The 26,584-nt window shown below is 53.1% G+C and carries 22 protein-coding genes; 16 read left to right on the plus strand and 6 right to left on the minus strand.

Going from position 1 to position 26,584, the window contains the following annotated elements; translation table 11 throughout:
- Positions 1-610 (minus strand): hypothetical protein (locus tag IE100_RS07275; RefSeq protein WP_189373447.1); only part of this gene is annotated, 610 nt, incomplete at its 3' end.
- 169 nt (positions 611-779) lie between these two features.
- Positions 780-1,754: a hypothetical protein gene (locus tag IE100_RS07280; RefSeq protein WP_189373448.1), complete on the minus strand. Its 975-nt coding sequence runs from the start codon at positions 1,752-1,754 to the stop codon at positions 780-782.
- A gap of 100 nt (positions 1,755-1,854) precedes the next feature.
- Here IE100_RS07280 and IE100_RS16585 point away from each other — a divergent pair, with 100 nt between their 5' ends.
- The 7 genes from IE100_RS16585 (at position 1,855) to IE100_RS07315 (ending at position 11,819) form a co-directional block, all read left to right on the plus strand.
- Complete coding sequence (locus IE100_RS16585; RefSeq protein WP_189373687.1) at positions 1,855-2,034, plus strand: helix-turn-helix domain-containing protein; 180 nt, start codon at positions 1,855-1,857, stop codon at positions 2,032-2,034.
- 268 nt (positions 2,035-2,302) lie between these two features.
- Positions 2,303-3,568 (plus strand): IS4 family transposase, encoded by a 1,266-nt coding sequence (locus tag IE100_RS07290; protein ID WP_189373449.1) that lies wholly within the window; start codon positions 2,303-2,305, stop codon positions 3,566-3,568.
- Between the two features lie 347 nt (positions 3,569-3,915).
- A complete protein-coding gene (locus IE100_RS07295; protein ID WP_189373450.1) occupies positions 3,916-4,113 on the plus strand; it encodes a helix-turn-helix domain-containing protein in 198 nt (65 codons plus the stop codon).
- 14 nt (positions 4,114-4,127) lie between these two features.
- Positions 4,128-6,647 carry an N-6 DNA methylase gene (locus IE100_RS07300; protein ID WP_189373451.1) on the plus strand — a complete coding sequence of 840 codons (2,520 nt, stop codon included), beginning with the start codon at positions 4,128-4,130 and terminating at the stop codon, positions 6,645-6,647.
- A gap of 80 nt (positions 6,648-6,727) precedes the next feature.
- Entirely contained in the window at positions 6,728-7,987 is a 1,260-nt protein-coding gene (locus IE100_RS07305) for a restriction endonuclease subunit S (protein WP_189373452.1), read from the plus strand.
- Positions 7,984-10,491, plus strand: a complete 2,508-nt coding sequence (locus IE100_RS07310; RefSeq protein WP_189373453.1) for an McrB family protein — start codon at positions 7,984-7,986, stop codon at positions 10,489-10,491. The genes IE100_RS07305 and IE100_RS07310 overlap by 4 nt, the downstream gene beginning before the upstream one ends.
- Positions 10,492-10,502: 11 nt before the next feature.
- Positions 10,503-11,819, plus strand: a complete 1,317-nt coding sequence (locus IE100_RS07315; protein WP_189373454.1) for an McrC family protein — start codon at positions 10,503-10,505, stop codon at positions 11,817-11,819.
- A 19-nt stretch (positions 11,820-11,838) separates the two neighbouring features.
- On the opposite strand, the gene IE100_RS07320 is transcribed toward IE100_RS07315, so the two are convergent.
- Positions 11,839-12,363, minus strand: a complete 525-nt coding sequence (locus IE100_RS07320) for a hypothetical protein (protein ID WP_189373455.1) — start codon at positions 12,361-12,363, stop codon at positions 11,839-11,841.
- 498 nt (positions 12,364-12,861) lie between these two features.
- Here IE100_RS07320 and IE100_RS07325 point away from each other — a divergent pair, with 498 nt between their 5' ends.
- The gene (locus IE100_RS07325; protein WP_229800273.1) at positions 12,862-13,440 is read left to right on the plus strand and encodes a hypothetical protein; all 579 of its coding nucleotides are present in this window, start codon (positions 12,862-12,864) and stop codon (positions 13,438-13,440) included.
- Between the two features lie 149 nt (positions 13,441-13,589).
- On the opposite strand, the gene IE100_RS07330 is transcribed toward IE100_RS07325, so the two are convergent.
- Entirely contained in the window at positions 13,590-14,462 is an 873-nt protein-coding gene (locus tag IE100_RS07330; protein ID WP_189373457.1) for a hypothetical protein, read from the minus strand.
- 96 nt (positions 14,463-14,558) lie between these two features.
- On the opposite strand from IE100_RS07330, the gene IE100_RS07335 reads away from it, so the two are divergent.
- The 7 genes from IE100_RS07335 to IE100_RS07365 all read left to right on the plus strand — a co-directional run bounded on the left by IE100_RS07335 (position 14,559) and on the right by IE100_RS07365 (position 21,891).
- Positions 14,559-15,593, plus strand: a complete 1,035-nt coding sequence (locus tag IE100_RS07335) for a hypothetical protein (protein ID WP_189373458.1) — start codon at positions 14,559-14,561, stop codon at positions 15,591-15,593.
- Positions 15,594-15,781: 188 nt separating this feature from the next.
- Complete coding sequence (locus IE100_RS07340; protein WP_189373459.1) at positions 15,782-16,264, plus strand: hypothetical protein; 483 nt, start codon at positions 15,782-15,784, stop codon at positions 16,262-16,264.
- A 20-nt stretch (positions 16,265-16,284) separates the two neighbouring features.
- The gene (locus IE100_RS07345; protein WP_189373460.1) at positions 16,285-16,545 is read left to right on the plus strand and encodes a hypothetical protein; all 261 of its coding nucleotides are present in this window, start codon (positions 16,285-16,287) and stop codon (positions 16,543-16,545) included.
- Between the two features lie 226 nt (positions 16,546-16,771).
- Positions 16,772-17,734, plus strand: coding sequence for an anti-phage phospholipase (locus IE100_RS07350; RefSeq protein WP_189373461.1), 963 nt, complete (start codon positions 16,772-16,774; stop codon positions 17,732-17,734).
- A 12-nt stretch (positions 17,735-17,746) separates the two neighbouring features.
- Positions 17,747-18,640 carry an anti-phage nucleotidyltransferase gene (locus IE100_RS07355; RefSeq protein WP_189373462.1) on the plus strand — a complete coding sequence of 298 codons (894 nt, stop codon included), beginning with the start codon at positions 17,747-17,749 and terminating at the stop codon, positions 18,638-18,640.
- Between the two features lie 68 nt (positions 18,641-18,708).
- On the plus strand, positions 18,709-20,454 hold the full coding sequence (locus IE100_RS07360; RefSeq protein ID WP_189373463.1) for an anti-phage protein: 1,746 nt from the start codon (positions 18,709-18,711) through the stop codon (positions 20,452-20,454).
- Between the two features lie 219 nt (positions 20,455-20,673).
- Positions 20,674-21,891, plus strand: a complete 1,218-nt coding sequence (locus IE100_RS07365) for a hypothetical protein (RefSeq protein WP_189373464.1) — start codon at positions 20,674-20,676, stop codon at positions 21,889-21,891.
- A gap of 3 nt (positions 21,892-21,894) precedes the next feature.
- Here IE100_RS07365 and IE100_RS07370 read toward each other — a convergent pair.
- A protein-coding gene (locus IE100_RS07370) for an IS3 family transposase (RefSeq protein WP_229800274.1) occupies positions 21,895-23,075 on the minus strand; the annotation gives its coding sequence in 2 pieces (ribosomal slippage) (positions 21,895-22,808 and positions 22,808-23,075; 1,182 coding nt in all).
- Positions 23,076-23,207: 132 nt separating this feature from the next.
- On the opposite strand from IE100_RS07370, the gene IE100_RS07375 reads away from it, so the two are divergent.
- Positions 23,208-24,458 (plus strand): hypothetical protein, encoded by a 1,251-nt coding sequence (locus IE100_RS07375; protein WP_189373465.1) that lies wholly within the window; start codon positions 23,208-23,210, stop codon positions 24,456-24,458.
- A 227-nt stretch (positions 24,459-24,685) separates the two neighbouring features.
- Here IE100_RS07375 and IE100_RS07380 read toward each other — a convergent pair whose 3' ends face one another.
- The gene (locus tag IE100_RS07380) at positions 24,686-26,584 is read right to left on the minus strand and encodes a hypothetical protein (protein ID WP_189373466.1); all 1,899 of its coding nucleotides are present in this window, start codon (positions 26,582-26,584) and stop codon (positions 24,686-24,688) included.

Consider the following 26,584-nt stretch of genomic DNA (forward strand, 5'->3'; position numbering starts at 1 on the left):
GGATAAGTCTGTCTGGGGATTGGGGTCGCTCGGCCTTTAACTGATTTGTGCAACAAAGCCCATCAGAGCCTTCAAGCAGTTGATACCCATGATTCCACATTGCCAAATATTTTGATATTGGTAACTTATTTCTTCCGCTTCGAAGGTTGGGGAGATGCATGCTCTCTCCATCTTTAGGATCATGTGGCGAAAAATATCTATCTTGTTGCTGGGGTGTTGGCATGGTTGTAGGCCATTTCCCTTGTTGCTTGGACTCTAAAATAAATGCATGAAATTCGATAAGTCGTTTGAAAGGTGGATTGACCCACTTTCGCGGTGGATTTTTCCCAAGCTGTATCTGATCCAGATCGGCTTCAGGTAGAACCAGAGAAAACAATGGTATTCGCTCCATGCGATAAACATCACTGCAAAAAAACTGACTGTCACAAAACTCAACATCAAGGCAAGCTAATAGTGAAATCAAATCGTGCCAAGTGCTTACGCCTGCGGCCTGATGAATTATTTCAATATCATCTGTGCCTTCCTGCAGGGCTTTTCGGAGTTCTTGCAGAATTTTATCTTCTTTTATGTAAGTGACAGCGTCACTGCTGTAGAGGGGGTGGCCAAGCAACTTGGTGCGCCGTGCTTTAGTATGCTCAGGGGGGAGGGCATTCCCAATCCACCCAAGCTAAGAATTAGCGAGGGCACACATATCAAAAAGTGGCCGTATAAGGATATATTTCAGTGATTTCAGAGCACTTTGCTGATCGGTTGAGTAATGCTCGAACACTCCCGAGAAGTCACTTCTCTTCTTGCTGTGGCCTGCCGGCTCCAGGACGTTTACCACCTAGTTTTTTTCCTATGAGTTCTCGACTCTGGTGCCAGCCCTCGGCCCTGAGAAGCATCGGCCAGATCAAAACTGGATGAGCCTGGATGTGTGCGTTGACGATTCGATACAGCGACGTAGCCTTATATGACAAGCCTTCTGGGTCATGCAAAATACTCAAAATAAGTTGTACGGCATTTTCATCCGTTAGTGCGTGCTGGGCATGTCCAAGCTCGCGCCAAACAGCAGGGCGCCGTTCTGCAAGCCATGATGCAACATCATGCTCAGGAAATAGCATCTGGTCTTGAAACTGGCTGTCGTGAAACCTGATCACTTCGCGAGTCAGAATGTGATTGATGACATCCTCTAATAGCTCTTTTTGCCTTACCCCTTCTTTGTAACGCGCAGCTGCTTTGCGCGTGTCACTCCCAGGCAGCATGGGATCACTTGGCGCATGGTATCCGCATAGTTTTCGGCCGGGTAACGGTTGGCGCCAGCACAACTCACAGAAACGCAATGGATCAATGTGTCGATGGTTTTGAGGATATCGAATGTCCTCCACCGAGAGATGCAGATAGCCGCAGTGCTGAATGAAGATATTCACTTCAATTGGTACGAATTCCAGGTCCCTTGGTGGTTGCTTCGTATGGGAGTGCACGAGCTTTACAGCAGATGCTATCTGCTGAAGTTTTTTATCGTGTTCAGCACAGAAGCCAAGGGCGCCGTACAAGAAGTAGATGCTGTCCCAGCTCGCCTTCTTCTCCTTGTCAAATACGGCACGCCCTTCCGTGGATGCTAGTGGTCGCAAGTAGCAACGGATTAGTTTCTGAGCTATTGCAGGGGTAACTGCGCCCGCAGAAGCAACAACCTTGATGAATCGCAGGCCATATACGACCTCCATGTTCGTAAACCGCGCACGGATGAACTCATCGTCGACATAGAGCGGCATAAATCAAATGTCCATTCTGGGCAGTAGCATGAGCCATGGCGCATCAATAGCATGAGCAGTCGTGATATTGAGGGGTGTCAAGGGTGAAACCGTGGAAACGATGACAGTCGCCGAAGTTAGCCAGATCTTGCGGATATCGGAACATACGGCACGCAACCGGCTAAGTTTGGGCTTGCCCATGCCGCCATCATTCCGTGTCGGTCGGAGGCGACTGTTTCTGCGTTCGGAAGTGGAGCGCTGGCTTGCCGAACGAGCAAATCTTATCCAGCCTACAAATTAACAGTTTGAATCAACGCCGGAGACGTAGATGTAACTAGAAAACGAACGCGTAGAACGATCACTGCAATTTTCGAGAGTAGAAAAGACAAACCCCCGAGCTATCGGTCAGTTGGCGCTGAACGATTCGGGGGTCTGCTGACAATTCTTGCGGGACTGTCACAGGCATCTTGGCTTTTCTAGGACGGGCTGTCAAGCGCATTCTGCGCTTGCGCCCTCTCTCGCCCGTTTGAACCGCACAGCGGCGGGCAAAGCCCGGCCAGAGAAGCCTCATGTCTTGTCATGTCCAGCTGTTCCGCACTTTTGCGGAACACTTGCAATCCGATGAATTCCGAGAGAGCGCACGTCACCCCGAACGTCCCACAGCATTCACCCGAAAAGGCGGAAAGCTGCCCCTACCTAGCTTGATTGCAGTCATGATCAGCGGTATGCGCATGAGTGTTCGTGCTGAACTTGACCAGTTCTTTGCCCATCTGCGGCAACAAGCACAGCTGGTTCATCACGTTTCTGAACAAGCATTTGCACAAGCACGAGCCAAGGTGTCCGGTGCCGCGATCCCCTCTCTCAATGATTGGTTTATCCGACACGTGGATGCTGCCGGGTTAATCCCTCGGTGGAAAGGCTTAAGGTTAGTGGCCGCAGATGGGTCAAAACTACACTTCGGTTTAAGGGAAAGTCATATACCACGTGCCGCCAGCACTGAACAGAACGCATTCGCGCTGTTCCTGCCTGGTGTTGAAATGACGCTAGCGGCAACGCTTTATGATACCAGCGTAGGTGAACGTCAAATGCTGTTTGAGCACCTGGAAAAGCTGGGAGCAGATGATGTGCTCTTGCTTGATCGTGGCTACCCGTCTCGGTGGCTAGTCGCTACGCTAAATCAAGCAGAAATCAAGTTTTGCATGCGTGTGGACCGAGCAGACAAGGGGGGCTTCGAATGCGTGCGTAAGTTTTTGCGTTCTGAAGATGTAGAGACCATTGTCACGCTGAACGCGCCGGACCAAAGTGATGTTGCTGATTACGGTTGCCCAGATACGCCGCAAGAAGTTCGCCTTGTACGCAGCATTTCCCCTGATGGCAGCACCACTCATGTGTTGATGACCAACTTGCTTGATTCCCAAACATTTCCAGTGGCCGAGTTTAGTGAACTTTACCACCAACGATGGCGGATCGAAGAGGCCTTCAAACGGCTGAAGCATCGCCTGAATTTGGAACACGTGTCTGGACTGTCTCAACTGGCGGTGATGCAAGATTTTGCTGCCAAGGTGTTATGTGACAATTTGCAAGCTTTGGCTTGCCTCGCTGCGGCGGCAGATAAACCGCTTCGAGAGCAGAAAAGAATTAATCACGGATATGCTCATACGGTACTAAAGCGAGTACTACCCCCTATCCTTTTGCTGGCTGCAAACGCGACTTCACTGCTCAAGGATGCTTTTCTACTGATTGCGAGCAGCACCTATCTTCATCAGGATGGGTTATCTAAACCAAGAAAATCAAGGGGCAAGCCACATAAGCACTTGAGCAATAAGCCATGCTGAGGCCGGAGGTGAGCACGTTCATCAAACAGGTTATTGCCGCGAATCTGAATCAACAGCCACCGAATGACTCATAACGCAGCATCCAGCAGCACTACGCCGACTCATTGGCATTACAGCCGTTCAGCCCCTCGCGCTTGAATGGCTGCAGTAGAGGACAAAGCTGACAGCGCAGTCTCGACGAAACTCGAGCCAATTCAACCCGAAATTGGACACCAGTGCAGACGCCACTATGCCCCCCCAAAAGCTAGATGCCACCTATGGATTAACGATCGTCATCACTACTCCCCTCTGGTAGACTTTCTCCGATCTACATCGACTCTAACATAGAATAGTTGAGCACCAATGCCATGAACACCGAACCGTGGGTCACCGCCGAGCATGTCGCCCAGCATTTGGGCGTGGCCAAGGACACTGTTTATCGCTGGCGCGAGCGCAAAGGACTGCCCGCGCATCGCGTCGGACGACTGTGGAAATTCCAGTTGTCCGAGGTGGACGAATGGGTACGTGCAGGCGGTGCGGATGAAGAACAACAAAAGCAAGACTGATCGAGAACTGAATTATGCGTACGACCAAAAAACCGGCACACAAGCCCAGCCAACCTTTCCCGTTAGCAGCCGACACCCTGCATCAGGAAGGCAATTGGCTGTGGATTCCGTTGCGCAAGGAGTGGCGCGACGTCACAAACAAACCTGAGGAAATCGTTCGCCAGAAGTTCATTCGAACACTGGTCGAGCATTATGGCTATTCCCTCGATCAGATGGATCAAGAGCAGCGCACACAGTATGGGCATCGCAGTCCGCGCGCCGATATCGTTATCTGGCAGTCTGCTGATGAAAAACACAAAAAATTCCCCATCCTCGTCATTGAGTGCAAGACTGACACCATAGAGATTCAGGAGCGCGACTACTACCAGGCTGCGTCTTACACCGTGGCATCTGGCTGTGAGATCTTCATCGCCACCAACCTGCGCCATACCGCAGTATTTAAACTGGTGGCCCGCATGCCCGGCGAGTTCGTCGCCATTAATGAAATCCCCAAGGCCACAGACTGGGGCGACGCCAAGCGCCTGAAGGAAGTGCTCGACAGCCTACGCGCCTTCAATCGCAAAGAGTTTCAGGACCTGCTGTTCGTTTGCCACAGCATCCTGCGCGATGTGCACAAGATGGATCCTGGTCGTGCATTCGACACCATTTCGAAGATCCTCTTCATTAAGATGTATGTTGAACGCTCGGGGCAGCATGGAACCTTCACCACTGACTACCTCGACCGGCGCGCCGCCGTGCGCCTGCCCACCGATCTGGCTGTGCACGATGGTCTATTCGAGCAGACCAAGGCTTTCTATCGCGCTGACGAACTATTTACCGCTACCGATAAACTGGACATTTCGGAAGAGACTTTCCGTCGTATCGTCAAGCAACTCGAACGCTTTGATCTCTCCAAGACCGGAGACGACATCAAGGGCCTAGCCTTCGAGAAATTTCTCGGCACTACCTTCCGGGGGGAGCTTGGCCAGTTTTTCACCCCGCGCCCGGTGGTGGAATTTATGGTTGATCTGCTCAATCCGCAGGAAGGGCAATTAATTTGCGACCCAGCCTCGGGTTCGGGCGGTTTCCTTATCCGCGCCTTCGAGCATGTCCGCGCCCAGATCGTGGCCGACGTCCAACGCCAGAAGGACGATGCACGCGCTCGGATCGAAGCGAAGTACCTGCCTTCAGAGAACGAGTCTGACGAGCAACGAGACGCGCGAGAAGACAAGACCGAGCGCGAAATCGAGCAAGAATTTGCACGACTCAACCATCAATTGCTGCCAAGCGGTGACGACAACAAGCCTATCGATACCCGCGTGGGGCGCTTGGCCTGGAAATGCATCTACGGCACCGACGCGGAACCGCGTGCCGCTCGCACCGCCAAGATGAATATGATCATGCACGGTGACGGGCATGGCGGCATTCACTATCACGACGGTTTGCTCGACATCAACGGCATCTTCAATGGCCGCTTTGATCTCGTGCTGACCAATCCGCCTTTCGGCTCCAACGTCGGCAACGACCAGAAAGTTGGAGGCAGTGATGAGACCCGCGTACCCACCGACGAAGCCTATATCACCCGTTGTCGGGAACGCGGCTACGGTGATGCTTGGGAAGAAAGCCATCAACGCCTGCTGGATGCCGCTGCCGCCAAGACCCCGATCCTTGACCTGTTCGAGATCGGCAAGGGCAAGAACAATCGGCCCACCGAACTGATTTTCGTTGAGCGATGCCTGAACCTGCTCAAGCCCGGTGGGCGCATGGGTATCGTCCTGCCCGATGGCAATCTCAACAATCCCTCGCTGGCCTGGCTGCGCCGCTGGGCCGAAGGCCGCGCCAAGTTGCTGGCTGTGGTCAGCTTGCCCGAGGAAACCTTCAAGTCGAGTAACGCCACGGTCAAAGCATCCTTGGTGTTTCTGCGCAAATTCACCGATGACGAATCGATTGCGTGGGAAGCCGCATGGACTCAAGCTCATTCCGAGCTTGATGCAGACTTTGATACGCAGCGCACAGCGCAGCACTTGGCTTACGCATCGCGCATCGTCAGCGGCGAAGATGCAGAAGTACAGCGCTTGCTGGATGAACTGGCAGCACTTGGCTTGAACCGCACCTTGCTGCCCTGGCAGCGCGGCGAAGCACCGGCGTATCCGCGCACCTGCCGACCGACAACCCAAGGCAAGCCGGTCTGGCTGGGTGACGTCGCCAGGGAACACAAGAAGGCAGTTGTCGAATTTAAGAAACAAGCTGCAGCTGCGTTGGCTGGCGTACAAAAGCACAGCGATGCACTGCTGTCGGAGTTGAAGTCCAAGTACAAGAGCATCGACGAAGCCCACTCCGTCGCCCTGTGGGCGCGCGTGCGCGAGTTGTTTGATTACCCGGTATTCGTGGCCGCCCCCAAAACTGTCGGTATCACCTCCACCGGCGAAACTGGTGAAGGCGTGGCGACAGAGCTACCCGATTTACTCAAAGCTTATCGCGAGTTTGAAAACTGGTTAGCGCAAGGCGCGCAGCCGGAGGCCACGCCAAATTTTCCGGTGCCCTCCGCTGCGTAATCCGGCGGTGGAGGGACATAGAACGCTGGGTTGAGACGGCAGCCGGTGAAGTACGCGCCAGTGGCTTTCCGCTACACCCCTTGAGTGAGTTAATCATTCCGCGTCACGAACCCGTGCGCGTTAACGGCACGCTTGGTGACTGGCAGGCCATCACCATCAAGTTTTCGGGCGAGGTACTGCCACGTGATCGGGCCGAGGCCTTCAAGGGGGCAATGTTTGCGGCGTATCCCGGCGATCTGGTTTTTTCCAAAATCGATGCACGCAATGGCGCGGTGGGGCTGATCCCTGGCAGCATTCCCAAGGCGGTCATCACGCCCGAGTACCCAGTCTTTACGCCCAAACCGGAAAAATTGCGGCCCGCATTCCTGAACCACCTGTTGCGCGCCGCGCATTTCAAGGCTGACTTGCAGCGTAAGGCATCGGGAACCAGTGGTCGAAAGCGGGTCACGCCTGAGAGCTTCTTAAGTCTCGTCGTGCCGGTACCACCCCTGAACGAGCAAGATGCACTAGTCACCGCCTACACCGAAGTCTTGATTCGTGCTGCGCAAATGGAGCAAGAGGCCGATGCCATCGAGCGCGCAGGCTGGCAGGTGTTTGAAGCCGCGCTGGGCGTAGCCCCGCCACCGCCTCTGCCAGACAAGCCGGTGTTCGTGGCCCGCTTCAAGAATGTAGAGCGGTGGAGTCACGAGAGCATTTTGCGTGGAACCACACCGGCTCCTGACTCGGACAGTGGCGTCCCTACAGTTCCGCTCGGGCAGATTGGCAAAGTCAGCTACGGCATTCAGAAGTGCCCAGCAAATCGCCCCGCTGTGCACTCCCGCCCGTATCTGCGCGTTGCTAATGTGCAGCGCGGCGCACTTGACTTGGATGAGATCAAGTACATCAACGTCCCCGACGAGGAAATGCCAAAGCTGCGACTCGAAGTGGGTGACGTGCTGCTGTGCGAGGGGAATAGCCCTGATCTGGTCGGGCGGGGTGCAATCTGGCGAGGCGAAATCGAGGACTGCGTCCATCAGAACCACGTCCTTCGCGTGCGCGTTGATCGCGAACGCCTACTTCCCGAGTTCGTGTTGGCGGTGATCAACTGCAGCCACGGCCAAGCGTACTTCCGCAGTAAGGCCAAGCGCACCACCAATCTAGCGTCGATCAACAGCAAGGAAGTGGCGGGCCTGCCAGTTCCGGCGCTGTCGATTGCACAGCAGCAAGATGTACTGGACGCACTGCACGCGCAGGAGCAAGCCGCGCAAACCAAACGCACCGAAGCCGCTGCCCTGCGCCAATCAGCCTGGGCCACATTCGAGGCCGCGCTGTTCACCACCACCGAGGAATCTGCCGCATGAGTGATTTCCAACAGCAATACGCCCTGTGGGATGAATTCCTGTCGGCTTGGCCCGCCTCACGGCTATCCATGATGACCCTCGAAGAGTACAGCCAGGCAGGCTCAAAGGACAGTTTCACCTACTGGATCGAATCGCGGCTCGACGAACTGGGTAGCATTTGGGGTGGCTCGTCGTTCAAGTTCGGCGTGTTTTCGCGCAAGGACACCAAGGATAAGGAGTCCGGAACGAAGCTGAGCTACTCCGACACGCACGGGTGGTATTCAACACTTGGCACAACAGCTGAGGCTGCATTCGTGCAGGTGCGCAGTTTTGTTGTGCAGGTGGCGGATTGGGCGGTCAAGGGTGATCTGGATTCGATTGAAACCTTTGAGCATCTGGGCGAGGCCTTCAAGTGGAAGATCGCCTTCCACTACCAGAACCGGCAGACTCCAGTGATCGTGGATATCTTCAAGCGTGCGCCGCTGGCTGTGTTTGTTGGTGATATCGCAAGCCAGCGAATGGCGGCATTGCAGAAGTCGGCGCTGGCTCAGCGACAGAACGATATCGGCATCCTAGAGTTCGGGCACCAGATTTGGGAGGCGTGGAGCCAGAAAAACCTGGCGATCTGGAAACTCTCGCACGGCGATCAGCCATTTACGCCAGCCGAGCGGCAAACTTTCATGGATGACTTGAAAGTGGCCGTACACAAAGACACGGGGAAAGAGCAAGGCAAGAAGTTCGCTGAGGCCCCTGTTGGCACCCTGTTTTTTCTCTGTCACGGCAACAGCCCACAGCGAATTGGACAGTTCACTTCAGTAGCCACTCCCTGTGACAAGGGTGATGGGTGGCTTCAACGAGATTACCGCCTGCTCAAGCCTGCCATACGGACAGACCGTTATACGCGGAATTCAAAGTACTGGTCGCCACAAGGCAATTCGACATTTTCCCAAGTCGGTGCCCACGATTTGCCAGAATTCGAAACCACTTTCCTCAAGCCATATTTCGGTACGGATCTAGCAGAGCTGGCTGCACTTTCTGGCGAATTTATCGAAGCGGCAAGCTTGGGGGGCGGAATGTCGCCGACCAAACCGGCACAAGCACTAATCATTGGCACCAAGCCAATTGTCACTTGCTTCAACCGCATCTACTACGGCCCGCCCGGCACCGGTAAAACGTACACGCTGATGCAACTGCTCAAGCGTGATTACGAGCCACAAGCCGCATCTATCACCACTGAGGAATGGCGCACCCAGATCATTGGAGAGAAGATCGCGGTGCTGAAGTGGTGGGAAGGCGCTGCCGCTGCGCTGTACGACTTGGGTGGCAAGGCCAAGGTGGCGGATATTGCCGAGCATCGCTTCATTCAGGCCATCACCGCCGCCAATGGATCGAATCGCAATGTGCGCCAAACGCTGTGGCGCACATTGCAGAACCACACCGTGGATGAATCCACAACGGTGAAGGTGAAAAAACGCCTGAGCCCGGCCGTGTTCGACAAGACGGCTGACTCGGTGTGGCAGTTCGCCGGTGACTGGCAGGATGCTTGCGCCGACTTGGTCACGCTGGTTTGTCAGCTCAAAGCGGGCCAGCAGGACGCCGCCACGGTACAGCGCTACAGCTTCGTGACCTTCCATCAATCCTACGGCTACGAAGAATTTGTTGAGGGATTGCGCCCCGTTCTGAATGGTGATGCCGAGGCGGGCGAAGTGGAATACGAAATTCGCCCCGGCGCGTTCAAGGAGCTGTGCCGCAAGGCCCGGCAGGCCCCCGACCAACGCTTTGCGATGGTGATCGACGAAATCAACCGGGGCAACATCAGCAAGATCTTTGGTGAACTGATCACCCTGATTGAGCCGGACAAGCGCGCCCCACTCGATGGCAGCAAGCCGCCCCTGGAGCTGACACTTGCCTATTCGGGGGAGAAGTTTTCGGTGCCTTCAAACGTAGACATCATTGGCACGATGAATACAGCGGACCGCTCGCTTGCCTTGCTGGACACTGCCTTGCGCCGACGCTTCGACTTCGTGGCGCTGTTGCCTGATACCCGCGCCGAGAAAGATGCGGATGATCCGTACAGCGCGCCACTGGCGGGCTTGGTGGTCACCACAGCAAACGGTGCGATTGATGTGGGGCGGATGCTGGAGCGTATCAACGAACGCATCGAAGCCCTGTACGACCGCGATCACTGTATCGGCCACGCTTATCTCACGGTACTGACCAATGTAGACGATGGTCATGCCCGCTTTGAAAAATTGGCCGACATCTTCCGCAATCGCATCGTGCCTTTGCTGGAGGAATACTTCTTTGAAGATTGGCGCAAGATTCGGCTGGTATTGGGTGACAACCAGAAGTCTGAGCCGGCCCAATTCATCACCGAGAGCGATGCCCACGAACAGCACTTGAGCGACTTGTTCGGCAACGACCATGGCCTGGACAGCTACGCCACCAAGCGCCGCTATCAATCGCAATCGTCAGCGTTTGCCAACCCCGCCGCGTACCTTGGCATTTACCAGTCCTTGGCTTGAGGAGGGGATCAATGTCTGGCACCACGATCTACGAATTTGATGTGCTGGCAGCTGATGCCCCCGGCGTATCCGATACCGTAGGCCTGCGTTCGGTGCCGCCGCAGGTGTTTGCCTGGCTGGAGTCGCAGGCCCTGAGCCTGGCCGAAGTGGGCGAAATCGCGTGGCTGCGACTGTCTCAACGGCGAGGTCGGTGGGCCGTACAGGTGGCCAGTTTCGTGGGCGTGATCCGGGCGCCGGATGGGTATCAGATCGAGGTGTTACCCAAAGTCGCCAAGGCCATCGGCGGCGGGGATGATGAGGCGCGTGAGCTGCTGATTGAAATGCTTCGTTGCCTGGGTGGCTTTCGCCATATCCAGACCGACAGCGCCCAGCTGGTGGCCACCCGCATGCCGTTGCTCGAGGTGTTCATCGGTGAGTTCCTGCGGGCCGTGGAGCACCTTGTCAAACGCGGCCTGCGCAGTGATTACAACCCGCAGCAAGACAATCTGTTTGCCTTGCGCGGCAAGTTGCAGATGGCAACGCACCTGCGACGCAACCTGTGTCGCCGCGACCGCTTTTTTGCGGAGTTCGACGAGTTTTCACCTGACCGGCCAGAAAACCGTCTGTTGCACGCGGCATTGCGGCGCGCGCTGGCCTGGACAACCTCGCAGACCCATCAGCAACTGGCACGCGAGCTGTGCTTTGTGTTTGCCGAGGTGCCTGCATCACAGCATCCCTCTGCGGACTTCCAGCGGGTCCGCTTGGATCGCGGCATGGCGCACTACGACGGGGCCCTTGCGTGGGCGCGATTGATTCTGGAAGACAAATCACCACTCACCGGCGCAGGCGGTCATCGGGCGCCATCTCTGCTGTTTCCGATGGAGGCAGTATTCGAGGCCTTCGTCGCCAAGCACCTTGCTCGGCAACTTGGGCAGGGGCTCACACTGCGCACGCAGGCTCGCAGCCTGTCGTTGGTCAGGCATCTTGAGAAAGACTGGTTCCGCCTCAAGCCAGATCTGCTGGTGCAGGCATCGAAAGTAAATCGCTTGGTGCTGGACACCAAGTGGAAGCTGATCGATAGCCAGCAGGCCACAGGTTCGGAAAAATACGGGCTGGACCAAGGGGACTTCTATCAGCTCCACGCCTATGGCCAGAACTATCTCGACGGCGATGGTGATGTGGTATTGATCTACCCGAAAACGGACGTCTTCAACAAGGCCCTGCCAGTGTTCAAATTCCCAAAATCATCAGGACTGCGGCTGTGGGTACTACCGTTCTGCCTGAGGGACAAGCGATTGCTGTTGCCGCCGTGCGGCAGCCTGGGTGCGCTTTTCTTAAATGCGCAGTGAGTCTCCTCAGATTTCGTAGTCACTTCAGCATCAGCTTGATCTTGCAAACAACTCTTCTGGGCGGAGTGGCCGAATGACAGAAATGGCCGAGTTGGAGACGGTCAGACCAGCTACCCTTAAGCCAAAAGTGAAGAGGAGCGGCGGGGTCATTCTGCAATTTTGTTAGCTTGGGTGGATTGAGGGCATTCCATTCATCGCAAGCAACATCCAGTGCATTTGCTAACTGCATGCTTCGTTCGTAGCGATAGAGGCCGTGACCAGAAACTATATCGATCAGAGTGGAAAATATGCCGGTAGTCCCATTGCATCTAGTCGAGGCACCATAAACGCGATCGTTAATATTTTCTTTATTCCATCCCGCGATTTTTAGCTTCTCAAATACTGTGCGTTCAATTTGCTTTTTGGCGTATTCGACTTTTTCCGGGCTTTTCGGCCCACCATTTTTCCATGTCTTGACGTCGACACCGCTAAGGTCGGCTAGTATACTTGATAATTTTTTGCCGTAGATATCTTGAAGGAGTAGCGTGCCAATCGATGCGAGCATGGAAAGTTTCCCATTCTTTAATTGGGGTGCGAGAAAATAGCCTAACAGGTGGCTTCGATACGTGATCTCGTTCTCTCATCTCTGTACATATGCACGTATCGGCAGTCGGGGAGTATGTTATTTTTGGGCGATTCTAGTCTGAAAGTCAATAGGCTAAGATGAAGCACAAGTCACCAAACGGTATGACCGCCAAGCCATTGAGTATCAGGTTTTAACGGGATGCTTAGGTGGCTGTGGCACTGCCTGTGCATTGCACGACACATGAGTTTATTCTCGATTAGTTTAAAGGATGAGTCCGCATGTAAAGCTCAGGCAGGGTAATGTCTTTAAATTGATCGAATATAATCCAATTTTTGTATCTAGGCTCCCATCGTCCACGATCACGAAAAATCGCCTCCACAATGCGATGAGTTGGCTCGTCAAAGCGGGGTGTTGTGGGTATATCCTAAGGTGCAAAAAATCTACATAGCCGCGTTGACCTGGCGATAGAGAATGACCATGCGAGTTTTCATTGCTGGCTCGATGAACATCAAACACCTTGATCCCAAGGTCAAGGAGCGCATCGACAACATCGTGGCACAGGACTTTGAGATCGTTGTTGGCGATGCCGGCGGAGCTGACACGTTGGTCCAATGGCACCTATTCAACCACGGCACGACGAGGACAACTGTCTTCTGTAGCGGTGAGCAGCCCAGAAACAACGTGGGCCACTGGCCCGTTCAGTACGTCGAGACAAACCACTCTAAGGGATCGCGTGCGTTCTTCACCGCCAAAGACATCCGCATGGCAGAGGTGGCGGACATCGGCTTGATGATCTGGGATACGAGAAGCACGGGTACGCTCAGCAACGTCATAGAACTTCTGGCGCGCAAGAAGAAGTCTGTCGTTTTCGTGAACAAGGCAAAGGTCTTCAAGAACATCGGGACTATCGAACAGCTCGAGGAACTGCTCTCGTATATGTCGGAATACGCCAAGAAGAAGGCTGACGAGAAGATCAGGCTGTTCGATCGGATTAACGAGCTGAAGCATGAACAGATGCAGATATACGTCTGCAATAGACAGCACTCGGATGAATAGGGGAATAGCTTGAATTTAAGGAACTTAAACCATCCATATTATCGCTCAGTCTCTCGCTGCGAACTCCACGCCGCCCGCATCACTTGCGCATCCTCGATGTGAATGATGTAGGCGACGATAAAAGCGCATTAAATAAATCAAGCCAGCACTCAATTCATGGGCCGTGCAAGCCGGGATAACTCCATCAAGACAATATCTTTAAATCGTTCGAAGATAATCCAGTTGTTATACCTCGGCTCCCAGCGTCCTCGACCACGACAAATCGCCTCCACAATGCGACGAGTGGGCTCATCAAAGCGGTGATAAACCGAGTAATTGCCATAGGGCAAGCGTCTGAACCAGATCCATATATTGCCGACTGCAAAGCGTTGCACATCAGGCCATGGGTCTAACTGGACAGGCTGGAGCATCAGGCTGTCTTGCTTGTTCTCTGCCGCAACCGGGTCCGCACTCATTTCAATCCACTTACGCCTGGCCAGATCGAACAACACAGTATCTTCCAGCTCGTTCCAGGCCCACGGTAGGGCGACCATATCGCTCAGATCAATCTCAAGTGTAGGCAGCTCCAGTTGGCCTAACTTGGCAGCTTTTTCGTCATCGACCTTGTGATGCACAGCAATCTCAATAGCAAACGTCCCTTGCAAGGACTCTACATAACAGTCGACAACTACATCACCGGCATCCGCCTCCAAGCGCTGCTCAAGCAGCACTTTTGTCAGATTTAGGTCGGTATCTTGTTGCAGGGAGAGTTGGCCGGCAGGGGTTTTGAGACGGCGAAATTCCAACACAACCTGTTTAGCGGCTTGATGCAAGGCTGTTTCAGCACATCCTTGAGGATCAGTACCAGCCTCATGGGCAAAGTGATGGGTTTTCTCGCGACCAGCATTCTTTGCAATCAATCGCTTATGGCATCCGGGACAGATGCACTCGCAACTCAAACCGGTTGGCATATCATCTACATGGACCATGCGGCCGTCGTCAGCGAGGGCGAAGGTCATCATCGGTTGGGTGTGGCTGGTCATGGTGTTGACTCCTGAGCGTTGAACACAGAAGTCACGCTAGAGGCAGATATGCGGTTAGAATAGTCTCAAATCGTCATAAAACTGTTTTGGACAGTTATGGAAACGTTTGAAAAGCAAGAAGAAATGATGATCGACGTGGGGCCGGTGGGTACGCAAGACTATCAGTCTGGGCTGCTATGCCTGCAGGGTTTCCTTCTGCATGTGCGAAAGGCCACGAAGCCGTATCGAGTGTTGCAGGCATGGCTGGACTATGAAATCCAACGTGTCAGGGAGGGACATGACTCCACACCATATGAAGCAGAGAACCTCCGGGCCTGCTTGGGCGAGGTTAGCGACAAGTCTGCATCGGGGTGGCTGGCCCCGATCTGGAAGGTCTTGCAAGATTTTGATGAAATCCACGGTGACGGTTTAAGAAGCTGGGCTGCCCAACATGACTACTCGGGTTTTTGCCTGCCTGCCAAGCAGGCCAGCCCTGGCGGATCTGGCAACACCTCTAAGTATTTCTTCCACTACATCGCTGTTACCCAAAAGCAAACTGCTCCCAGTCAGTCAGGGCCACCCACAGCAGGCATCACGATTCAGTACATCATGGACACCCAGATTCAACCCGCCTGGTGGGTTGGGTGGTTCCTTAAGTCAGGGTACAAGCTGTATGGCTGGAAAAAATGGGTTTTTCTCGCGTACTGCTTGATCACCTTCATTACCGTCGGTGGCTACCTCCTGCTGTCTTTTCTCTCGATAGTTTATGACCAACATAGCTTTTCTGATTTTATTAAATTAGTTGGCTCATCTGTCGGTGTAGGTATCATTGGCTACCTTTGTCTTGGGCCTTATGTTCGGCTTGCCAACTGGCGCATTACGATGGCCCCGCTGCTATTCACGGCATTCAACGAGGTAGACCACGCACAACTGGAGTTGGTGACTCTTTCAGAGGATCCATCTGGTGCGAAAAGAGAGATGCATTTGGTACGTTATAGCGCACAGTGCCCAATCTGTTCGGCTCGGGTTCTATTGAGAAGGGGAGGGCGTCAGTTTCCAAATAGACTGGTCGGGCGTTGTGAAGAGTCACCTGCTGAGCATGTTTTTAGTTTTGACAGGGTCGGTGGGCGTGGCCAAATTATGAGGCTTTGATTAAGCATGCTTGACTAACACCAGATTACTCTCAGAGGCATCGTGGGCTACGGCGGCTCTTCAAGTTACGTCTCCATTGTTCCATCATGCATTAGAGGGCAGTGCCAAGCGGAATCTGGGGGCAATACGCCAGACAGTCTCGGCCCTTGTGGTATTTTCGAATGTCTTAATAATATTAAAGGAGCATCATGAGCATTGTGATCAGGTCGGGCAAACAAGGAGATATGCCTTGGATCGTTGCCCTGCTACAAGAAGGCGCTCAACAGGGGCATTTCGGCCCCACCATCGCGAACCAAGCGGCCCCTCTTTTGAACGCGATTTTTAACGGCGGCGGCTTCATGATGATGAAGCTCCGGGGCGGGATTCAGGCCCCCTGTTTTGTTACAGCAGCGGTCCTGGTTGCCGAGATCGATGGGACCCCTGCGTCGTTCCTGATCCCCCTGAAAGATGGGAATGAAGTGGAACTACATCTGGCTGGGACTCGTAAGCAGTTTCGGCGAAATGGGTGTTTCAGGGAGCTGACGCGCCATGAAGTCGGCAAACACACTACGAAAGTGAAAATCTTCGCCCGCTGCTACAAGAAATCAACTTGGGCAGTCGAGGCCTTAAAGAAAGAGAACTTTGAGATCACCAAGAGCGGTGATCCATTGGAATTGTCATTGTCTCGCTAAAACCGTCAAAGGGATCTTCTATGTTCTCGTGGCTAAATTGGATCAAGGACAAGCAAAAACAGAAGCGCATGGAGAAGTTCGCTGAGGAGAGGCGATTCGAGCTCAATGGAGAATATGGCTTCAGTGTTGACGGTCTACTTGTCCGGGAGTTCGGGTACCTACTTTGCTATGTCACGCAGGGGAAGCATGACTCTTTCCTGAAATTTGATGAAATTGCAGACGATTTTACCGCCATCAATGGTGCCATTGTCATCGAAATGAAGCGCGACATTCCTCGCTAAGAAGAAGTTAATTTTGCCACTCACGAAGATGCAATTCGGAATTTGAAAAATCTCCAATACATCGTGAAATGTATCGCCGATTACGCCGATCTCGCCAAACAGCTCGGACTGCCCGCAAACCCTGAATTTAATTGATGCAAAGTAACAGTGGTATGCCCAAGCAAACGCTAGGCTAGCTTATAAATAATTGACTAGAAACCGCACGTGATCATCGCCGGAGTTGCCGATGTCTGATTCCAGTCGTACGTCTTCGCTCACTACCGAGTATGCAGCTGACAACGTTTGCCGCATTCTTACCCTTGATGGCGGTGGCGCAAAAGGTTTTTACACACTTGGAGTTCTCAAGGAAATTGAAGCCATGCTTGGTTGCCCGCTGTATAAGAGATTCGATCTTGTATTCGGCACGAGCACTGGCGCAATCATTGCTTCGCTCATAGCGCTCGGATACGAAGTAGACCAAATACATGCACTCTATGTCACGCATGTGCCAAGGGTCATGGCCTGCAAGTCAGCCACCGCTAGGACGGAAGCACTCCAATGCCTAGCAAAAGAAGTCTTCAAGGATAAGACTTTTGAAGATGTCATGACGGGAATTGGTATTGTTGCCACCCGCTGGATGACAGAGCGGCCGATGATCTTTAAGGGAAATATTACGCAAGCGCATGGACGCAAGGGAACCTTCAAGCCAGGCTTTGGAGTAAGTATCGCTGATGCTGTACAAGCGTCTTGCTCGGCTTATCCATTTTTTGAGAGGAAAGTAGTCGTGTCAGCGGGAGGAGACAAAATCGAGCTAATCGATGGCGGTTATTGTGCGAATAACCCCACCCTTTTTGCAATTGCGGATGCGACTGTTGCCTTAGAAAAAGAGCGTAAAGATCTCCGGGTGGTAAATGTAGGTGTCGGAATATACCCTGAGCCTAAACCTAGCATCCTGATGCGAATTGCGAAGAAATGGCTTGCAGTACAGTTGCTTCAGAAGACCCTAGAAATCAACACCCAATCCATGGATCAACTTCGCGACATCTTATTCAAGGACGTTCCAACGATTCGGATAAGCGATACCTTTGAACGGCCAGAAATGGCGACAGATCTTCTGGAGCACAACATAGATAAGCTGAATATCCTTCGGCAACGCGGCAGCGAATCGTTCGCCACACGCGAAGTGCAGTTGAGGGAGTTTCTTATATGAGGGCAAGGTGGCATGGGAATCCCTGAATCACAGCTTGAGATCTGGTCCCACCAAGGATCTATCACGCAGTCTTCCACGACTTACAACACAGTCAAGAGTGCGCTAGAAGCCACGAACACCGCATATCACGGCAAGAATTACAAGGTCTTCCTGCAGGGTTCTTATGGGAACGATACTAATATCTACGCGGAAAGCGACGTTGATGTAGTCATCCAACTCGACGATGTCTACTATAGCGATATCACCGAGCTATCGCCCGAAGACAAGAAGGCATACGACCGCGCATTTATTCCAGCTAGCTACACATACGATCAATACAAGAAGGATGTTATTGCTGCCCTCGAAGTCCGATTTGGTTCTGATGTAAAGACTGGTGGGAAAGCCATTGCCGTTGCCGCGAATGGCGGTAGGCGTAAAGCCGATGTAATTGCGGCGATGCAATTCCGTCGGTACTGGAAGTTCAGGGGTGCCTATGACTCGATATATGACGAAGGCATTTGCTTCTTCAGCGCAGCTGGCGAACGCATTGTTAATTATCCCAAGCAGCACTCAGAAAACCTAACTAGAAAGCACCAGAGCAGCAATACATGGCTGAAGCCTATGGTTCGAGTGCTGAAGAATCTTAGAGGGAGGCTTGTTGCCGACGGCACATTAAAGGTGGGGATAGCACCGTCGTATTACATCGAAGGTTTGCTCTACAACGTTCCAAATGAAAAATTTGGATCTAGCTATGTTGATAGCTTCATCAATGCGATGAACTGGATTCAGACAGAAGCAGATAAGAGCAAGTTGGTGTGTGCCAATGAGCAGTACTATCTGCTTTGGGAGGGGGCTCACACCTCTTGGGAAAGAGACGACGCAGAGGCGTTTATTGAAGCTGCTATCCGATTGTGGAATGACTGGTGACATGAAGCAGATACAAGTAGTCACCCAGAAGAAAAGGCACAGCAGTCTGTGAATTGGAGGAGTCATATATGGCAGGTCGCCTCATTTATCTTTTTATGTGGGGGTACCAGGTTAGCTACAGAATTAGCATTCAATGCTTGGCTAGAGATGTGCTAAAAAAATTAGGTGCAGAAGCGGAGGCTGAAGCACTTCTTGTAGGAGTGCGCAGTCCTGACAGCCAAAACCGTAACCAGGTGTGTGTAGAGCCGGAAGATGGAAAGTGGCCTCTGTCTCTATTTGATGGTTTGCTGGCAGCAGTCGAATCGACTTTTCAAAGCCACCACTTACAGGACATATTTTTTGGCGATGAGCCAAGTATGCGCGACAAACCAGAGTGGATGCGTCGCGATTCGGTACGCACGTCTGTAGCCAAGGCACTGGAAACCTTCGACCTCGCACATGATGTGATTTCCTTCTGCGGCGAACCTAGACGCATCGGTGATTATTACGTAGCGCCGGTAATCCAAATTCCCAAAGCAACCTTCATTCAATTTCCTGCTTTACCTCCCAAATCTATTGAAGAAGGGCGACGAGGGTACGGATTCCGAAGTCTGATACATGCAGCAATGTACGCCGTTCTTCATGAGGCAACTGAAGAGTTGCACAATCCAGATCCTGGACGTTTTACTCATCACAGCATGAGAGGCGCAGAGGAGATAATCCGTATTGCTGCGAAGGATTTTCTACACACTCCCGGACTGTCTATCGAGAAACGGTATATCCATACCAATCTTTTCGAAGCCTTGAACTTTGTCTCTTCTCTTATGTACGAGGGAGCGAAAGGTATTGGTCATATCATTCTCGTCGATCCAGAGAACGAAGCGGTTGAGTTTTTGGCGAAGTTTGTTGAGCCCGTACCTTTTCGTGAGCCCCGATGGGTTCGGAAAATTTTGCAAATGGCGACGACGGGAGTCGGAATCATCGCGAATAGTCAGTACATATATGGACTTGGTCAGCTAAAGGCGTCACATAACCCTAGTGCGCAAGATGCATTCACGGTTGCCTTCGTCGATCACTATCACTGGGAGTTACGTTGTGGCAGCCAAGTCCTGTTTCGCAGTCACTATGCAGAGCCTAAGCTTCCACAGGAACCCTTCGAAAAACCTGCCTTCCTTGCAAACTACACTCGATTGTTTCCTCTGTCGTCGCAGGAGGACGGATTGCACTTATGGAATTTACTTCTGGCTCAGATTCGCCAAGAGCATGGCAGCATGATCGTTGTCGCGGAAGATGCGGCCAGCGAGGCGCAACGACTTAGCAAACAAGCTACCAATATATTGCCAACTCGGCTTTCCGAGGAGCTGCTCCGAAGTGTAAGCAGTATCGACGGAACTATACTACTTGACCCCTGCGGGCACTGCCATGCCTTCGGCGTCATTCTAGATGGAGAGGCGAACGACAAATGCACTCCCTCAAGAGGGTCTCGATACAACTCTGGCGTGCGTTACGTACAGGAAAAAAAGCATCGAAGGCTTGCTATTGTTGTGTCAGATGATCGTACGGTCGATATTATTCCTCCACTAAGACGGCTGGTCAGCCGTCGATTGATTGAACGACACGTGGCTGCGTTTGAAGTGGCAAATCTTGATAACTATCATGATTCACGAAACTGGCTCGATAAACATCGCTTCTATATCAATGCTGAACAGTGCGAACGTATTAACATGGCGATTGCGAGGCTTGATGAACTTCCGAAAGAGGTAGGTCTGATCTACTTTGGTACAGAGAAGTTTGATGCACACCCCGAGATGGAGGAGAGCTATTATTCCGATTAGAAAATAGCATGTGACACATTTCGGGCTGCAGAGGGGCTTGATTGTGCCCAGCCTACTTGGAGACGGTGCCTCCCCACACTGAAAGCTCTCTGCGAGCTGGTAATTTCCGGGCTATGTAGGTCATCGTGAGGAGCATGATAGAACATTGCACCCCGCTAATATAAAATGGTCTACTTTATTCGCCTCATGCCAAAGCCAATTACGTGAAATTCAGTTTAAATGCAAGAACCACTACTCCGTGATATAGCCACCCGGTATCTGTTGCCGTTTTTCTCAGGTGCTCAACTGGACCCATCTTCGGCCCCCTCAACTGCACGCGAAAGCACTGTCTCTTTCGTAAATCCTCAATTGATTCACTTCAAGGTCAATCGATATGATCCATATCGACTCCAGTTCAGGCGCGATCAACCGTTCGCGCAGAAAGGGGATCCAGCGAGAGAGACTCGTCTGATTGAGGCATTTATCGATACTCTTAAGAGTATGGAGGATGCACTAGAGACAAATCTCAAGGAAGACCTGCTCTTGACATTCCCGCGACGTGTTGTTGCTAAGACGGTCGCCAGCAAGGAAGAAACCGAGCCGACTGTACTGGCAGTGATTGATCAACTATTACAGTGGGCCTCGCGTCTGTATGAGGGAGTACCCATCTCTAGTGCGGTTGGTATTACAACGATCAAAGACGAATCCTCACAACTGAATCTGAAAGACATCAGTAGTCACGATTTTGGCGCTGTTCTATCTAATGGAGTCGATACCTTGCTCGAGTTCGATCAGGGGTTGCGGTTCTTGGGACATCGCGTTCTTCAGCCGACTGCCAAAAATACAAGCTTTAGCCCTTGGAAACATCGTGCAATAGCCGACTGGACCTTAGGTGAGCCGGAGCGAGTTGCCTTGGTACTTAATAGACTCGGTGAAATTCTGATCTTCAGCCATGGGCAGTTGCTTTTTGCCAAACGAGGCGGTGCTTGGCACTTCTTGACCCATGAACCAGTCGTTCGTCAGATGTCCATCCCTAGGGACCCAACTGTCCGACGAGCCATCTACGAGACAGCACTGGATGCGTCTTTCTCCAGAACTGGTGCCTGTCTTGGTGTCGTGAGCAATGGACGCAACTACACCCAAGTTATAGATCAAGCTGATTTGCTGGCATCGTCCACTTCTGCCAAATCAGTTGCTATCCGGAAGATCATCGATCAAAAGCCTTTCCAAGATATTCCTCGTGCGCTTAGACAAGAATTAGTTGCTATTGATGGCTCAACAGTTGTCGATCACAAAGGTCGGGTGCTTGCTATCGGCGCTATATTGAAACTTCCTGGAGGAAGCAAGGGAGGGGGAAGGACAGCAGCGGCAATCGAGCTAGGAAAACTGGGGTTAGGCGTCAAGGTATCCCAAGACGGAGGCATAACTGGCTACAGTAATAAAAATGGGGAGGTGTAGTGGTCAAGTTTTTCCGGACACCGCAATAGTTACCTGACCAGTCGTTTGCCGCTCGAAGGCGTTGGGCGACTGGTAGCCTAATTTTGAATGCCGCCGGCGGGTGTTGTAGAACCCTACGATGTAGTCAGCCACGTCACGCATCGCCTCTTCCTGATTGGCGTAATTGCGCCGCCAAACGCGCTCCATCTTCAGATTGAGGAAGAAGCGTTCCATTACCGCGTTGTCCCAGCAATTGCCTTTGCGGCTCATGCTGCAGACCAGACCGTGGCGTTGCAGCAGCGCCTGGTATTCAGCGCTTGCGTACTGGCTGCCACGGTCGGAGTGCACAATCAGTCCGGCAACTGGCTGACGCTGTGCAATCGCCATCTGCAAGGCCGTGCAGACTAGTGCCGCCGGCATCGTCGGCGCCATTGCCCAGCCGACGATCTTGCGCGAGTACAGGTCAAGCACCGCCGCCAGGTACAGCCAGCCCGTCCGGGTGCGGATATAGGTTATATCCGACACCCAGGCCTGGTTTGGTGCTCCCGGTTCGAACTGGCGATCCAGCACATTCTCAGCCACAGGCAGGTTGTGTTTGCTGTCAGTGGTGTGAACAAATTTGGGTTTCCAGCACACGCGCAGGCCATGTTCGCGCATCAGTCGACGGACACGGTAGCGGCCAATCATCATGCCTTTCCCGGCCAGTTCGATCACAAGCCGGCGACTGCCATAGGTGGCCCCGCTCGCCTCAAACGCGGCCTTGACCTGCACAGCAAGGGCACAGGCCGCAGGCTCGCGAGCGGAACGCTGGCAAGCGTCGTAGTAACCGGAACGGCTGATACCGAGAAGTCGACAAACACGGCGTACGGGGATGGCCTCCTGTTGCAACTGACGAACCAGCCGCTGGCTTACTTCAGTTCCCGGGCGAAGAAGGCCGATGCCTTTTTTAATATTTCGACATCCTGGCGCAGCCGGCGATTCTCTTCCTCGAGCTGACGGATACGCTGCTGTTCTGCTGTCAGCGGCTTGCCCAGCCCGGGTTGGCCGGCCTGTTCGGCATCAAACTGCGTGAGCCAGCGCCGCACGGCGGTTTCTCCCAGTTCCATATCCCGGCAGACTTGGCTGACGCTCAAGCCCTGCTCCTTGATCATCTTGACGACCTGCAGCTTGAAGCTGGCGTCGAAGCTTCTTCGTGTTCGTGTCATTCAACTTCCCTCAATGGATGGATTATCCACCTATCGAGGTGTCCGAGGAGATTGAACCACTACAAGGTGACATTTCGTGCGATGTAAAGTGCATAATCTTAGAAATTTTCTACTGATTTAACGAGCTATCTGATGAAAAATAAATCGTTTCGCCCAGACTTCAGCAACCCACATCAGAACGCCATTGTTGGTGCGTACTGGACTGGCGACCTAGGCTACGCATATCGGGAAGGCTTCATGCAGGCGACGTTAGCTTTGCTCGCCACCGCTACCGCGGAGTCCTACGTCGACCCCATTACCGGCGAGACTGCCCTCGTCTTCGTAGACGCGCTTGTCTACCCGATTTGCTTCAATGCCAGGCATTTCATTGAGCTGTTCCTGAAAGACTCGATTCGGGCCGTCTCAGCTCTGGGTACGAATGCAGCCCAGATCGGCGTCATCGCCACTCATGACTTAACCAGGCTGTGGGCAGACTTTGCAGCCGCCATCGCGCGCGACAGTCGTCTCGTGGAGCTCGGAATGCCGCTGGAAGAGGTGTTCAAGGACATTGCCGAGGTCGACAACACCGGCATGACGTTTCGGTACTCTCATGATCTTGACGAGAACATACATCTGCCCGGCATCGAGCATATCAGCTTAGGTGTGCTCGGCGACCGCTTGCGGGAGATGTTCAAGCAGGCGGAAGAGTTCTCTGTATGCTTGACGGTGCTGCAACAGGAATACGCGCAGAGCACGTTTACTGGGAAGTTGCATCGAGCGAACATTGAGGCTATTGCTAGGCGACTACCTCCTCATGAGAAGTGGGCAGAGGAGCTCAAGCCAGTCAAGAAAGAAATATGTGATCAGCTTGGGCTGTCGTCGAACGAGTTCTGTAAAGCTCTTGTGCTGATAAAGCGTCACAGAGAGTTTGCCGGCCTAATCGGACTCGAGTTACCGCTCGCGGAGCTGCCTATAGACGTGTTCACACGCCTCGCACGCGTGCACGCTGGCGAAGTTGCCCACGATGTGATTATGAGGGATGAATGGCTGAGCTTGGATGCAGTGATGGAGATTAGCCGCTTGAACTCGTACAGCGAGGAATACGATCGGTATCTGAAGCACATCTCGGATCCTGATTACGAAGGTCCATTTGACCCCGCTCATATCGCCAGAAACGCGTACGCACGTAATCAGCGTTTGCATGGTGGGCTGGTGAAGCTCGGTCAGCGAACACTTCTGGCAGCACTTGCGGAAGCCATCCCGCACCTAGCCGAGCCCATGAAGATACCGCCTAAGCGTACCGCAGAGGAGGTTTCAGCTCTCGTGGAAGAGATGTTCACGCACCTCAGGCGTTCACATCCAGGCCCCGAAACCATTGAGGGTGACGGGCCTGGTGAGGACTGACCACGCGCCGTGGCCCTCAGCAAAGAGTTGTCCACCAGTTCTGTGGACAACCTTGTGGTGCGCAGGAGCCAAGTGCTCGCTGGAGCGCATGGAAGCACTAACTCAGACCCCGTGCTCCGTTTGGCAGCAGAGGGACCATACGCGGACAATTCGGCCAAATCTGCCAGTAGGGGCTATCAAGAAATCCTACTGATTTCATTTATTGAGCGGTTATCAGATGTGCAGTTCTAAAATGCAAATGCAGCCAGTGCAGCATCGGCTACCGCACAGTGCCGTGCGAGCGCTGGCTCAAGCTGAACCAGCCGGCGGAGCGTGAGTAGGAACTGTTTCGCAGTCTCCTTATCTTCAGCCTTGAAGGCGATCTCGGTTATCCACTCGCCTGCAAAACGTGCCCAATCTTCGAGAATCTCGAACGAGGCAGCAGCAATCATCGCAATGCGCATCTCGTTACCGGGATCGGCTGTGAGCCGCTTTCGGTGCCTCAGAACACGAGTCAGAATACGTAGTGCATCAGCAAGATCAGTTCCTCGTGTGACTGCGGCTACAATTGCCAGCCCACTAATGAGACCGAAGGTTTTGCTCTCATCTTCAGCATCCTCTATGGAGAATTTGACCCGCTGCAGAGCTGCCGCAGCCAGGTTCGACTGACCCTCTGGCAAATCGAATAGGAGGGCGGCATTGACCAGTCCTACAAAGGAGTTTGCTTCAAGGCGGTCAGCTTCAAGCGCTGATCTCACATCATTCAGAACGTTATCAGGAATTGGGAGTCTGGGTGTTATCGCACCTTCTAATGGGCCCGGAAGGATTGGAAACGGCCAGCGGACAGCGCTCGCAAGCGTTGAGTCCGGACCGAGAAGAAGTGCGCGCAAAGACTCGGTTTGAATTTTTGCTTCGTTCCGGCTGGCGGCATTCGCGATTCGTCCAATAAACTCGGCCCGGAGTTGGTCAGCACTTACGAAGTCTGGGAGCCAGCGCGGTTCGCTGCGAAGATCGATCAGTCCCTGCAGGAAGAAGATGTGGCCCAAACCTAAGCTCTGTGCCCATTGTGTAACGCTAGCCGGGTCGATACTGGATTCATTGATTGCACGGATAACGAGGGAGGCCTGTGCGATCGCAGCGTGCTTTCGATAAAACGGTGGGGCATTCTTTAGTGTGTGCCTCCTGGTCAGCTCCGAAGCTACCATGACGATCATCGCGCAGAACAGTGCGAAGCCGCTGCTATCGTTCTCCGGGTCATCTGTGACAAACCCTTCAACGATCTGTTCAATGAACGGGGCAAGCTCGGGGTGAGTATCCAGGTGAGAAAGCGCGACTTCCACCGCGCCGATGCGCGAAATCGGATCGCCATGCTCTGACAGCCACTGATAAGCGTGGGTTAGCTCCTCGCGGCCGAGATCTTCGATTCGGATGCTTTCCGCAATCAGTCCCAATGAGCACGTCAGCAGTGCATAGAGAAACCCCTGGGAGTCATTCCTGCGCTGAAGGCCTGCAATTAGCGGTTTCGCCCCAGTCTCAATGTATTCCGCGACTGTCATTGCCGAGCCGAGGTGCCCCACGAGCCGTTCATAGTAGCGAAGCTCATGCGGCACCAGGGTTGCCACATCGGCACTCCCCCGTTCCATGCCGGCCTGCAGAGTGAGGTAGTTGCTCACAGGCGTCTGTGCGATATCCTTCATCAGCTCATCAAAATTATCGTTGCTGAGCTGTGCACCTCTTAGGTTGTCCAGCCAGTTTTGGGTGGCAGCACCATCAAAGTTGATCTCTTTTGCAGTCTTCTCAAACCAGTCAGTTCTAGTGGTCATGTCTTCTGCGAGTGCAGAATAGTCCATGATTGAATAACGTGTACCGCCAGCGCAAATAGAAAACACTAGCGTTTCACCTTGCTGCTGCGTGAGCACCTCCCATGCGACATCATTTTGGTCCTGGACGGTAACCGCGATTCCCTGATTGCGGATGGCGTTCCGCATTCCATCGTAAAGCCGATCGCGAAGAAACGAAGGTCCGTTCTTGCCTAATGTTACGCTGATAACCGTCGAAATATCCAACCGCTCGAGGAATGACTTGTCCTCAACGAGAGCATGCCGGATATCGGGTGGAAGCAGATTAAGAACTGCTTCGACAAGCAT

The sequence above is a fragment of the Vogesella alkaliphila genome (assembly GCF_014652475.1).
Classification (GTDB): Bacteria; Pseudomonadota; Gammaproteobacteria; order Burkholderiales; family Chromobacteriaceae; genus Vogesella; species Vogesella alkaliphila.

Bases quoted from the DNA above. Each gene is read 5' to 3' on its own strand.
- IE100_RS07280 (WP_189373448.1), bottom strand. From the start codon at position 1,754: ATGCCGCTCTATGTCGACGATGAGTTCATCCGTGCGCGGTTTACGAAC.
- IE100_RS16585 (WP_189373687.1), top strand. From the start codon at position 1,855: ATGACAGTCGCCGAAGTTAGCCAGATCTTGCGGATATCGGAACATACG.
- IE100_RS07290 (WP_189373449.1), top strand. From the start codon at position 2,303: ATGTCTTGTCATGTCCAGCTGTTCCGCACTTTTGCGGAACACTTGCAA.
- IE100_RS07295 (WP_189373450.1), top strand. From the start codon at position 3,916: ATGAACACCGAACCGTGGGTCACCGCCGAGCATGTCGCCCAGCATTTG.
- IE100_RS07300 (WP_189373451.1), top strand. From the start codon at position 4,128: ATGCGTACGACCAAAAAACCGGCACACAAGCCCAGCCAACCTTTCCCG.
- IE100_RS07310 (WP_189373453.1), top strand. From the start codon at position 7,984: ATGAGTGATTTCCAACAGCAATACGCCCTGTGGGATGAATTCCTGTCG.
- IE100_RS07315 (WP_189373454.1), top strand. From the start codon at position 10,503: ATGTCTGGCACCACGATCTACGAATTTGATGTGCTGGCAGCTGATGCC.
- IE100_RS07320 (WP_189373455.1), bottom strand. From the start codon at position 12,363: ATGCTCGCATCGATTGGCACGCTACTCCTTCAAGATATCTACGGCAAA.
- IE100_RS07325 (WP_229800273.1), top strand. From the start codon at position 12,862: ATGCGAGTTTTCATTGCTGGCTCGATGAACATCAAACACCTTGATCCC.
- IE100_RS07330 (WP_189373457.1), bottom strand. From the start codon at position 14,462: ATGACCAGCCACACCCAACCGATGATGACCTTCGCCCTCGCTGACGAC.
- IE100_RS07335 (WP_189373458.1), top strand. From the start codon at position 14,559: ATGGAAACGTTTGAAAAGCAAGAAGAAATGATGATCGACGTGGGGCCG.
- IE100_RS07340 (WP_189373459.1), top strand. From the start codon at position 15,782: ATGAGCATTGTGATCAGGTCGGGCAAACAAGGAGATATGCCTTGGATC.
- IE100_RS07345 (WP_189373460.1), top strand. From the start codon at position 16,285: ATGTTCTCGTGGCTAAATTGGATCAAGGACAAGCAAAAACAGAAGCGC.
- IE100_RS07350 (WP_189373461.1), top strand. From the start codon at position 16,772: ATGTCTGATTCCAGTCGTACGTCTTCGCTCACTACCGAGTATGCAGCT.
- IE100_RS07355 (WP_189373462.1), top strand. From the start codon at position 17,747: ATGGGAATCCCTGAATCACAGCTTGAGATCTGGTCCCACCAAGGATCT.
- IE100_RS07360 (WP_189373463.1), top strand. From the start codon at position 18,709: ATGGCAGGTCGCCTCATTTATCTTTTTATGTGGGGGTACCAGGTTAGC.
- IE100_RS07365 (WP_189373464.1), top strand. From the start codon at position 20,674: ATGCAAGAACCACTACTCCGTGATATAGCCACCCGGTATCTGTTGCCG.
- IE100_RS07375 (WP_189373465.1), top strand. From the start codon at position 23,208: ATGAAAAATAAATCGTTTCGCCCAGACTTCAGCAACCCACATCAGAAC.
- IE100_RS07380 (WP_189373466.1), bottom strand. From the start codon at position 26,584: ATGCTTGTCGAAGCAGTTCTTAATCTGCTTCCACCCGATATCCGGCAT.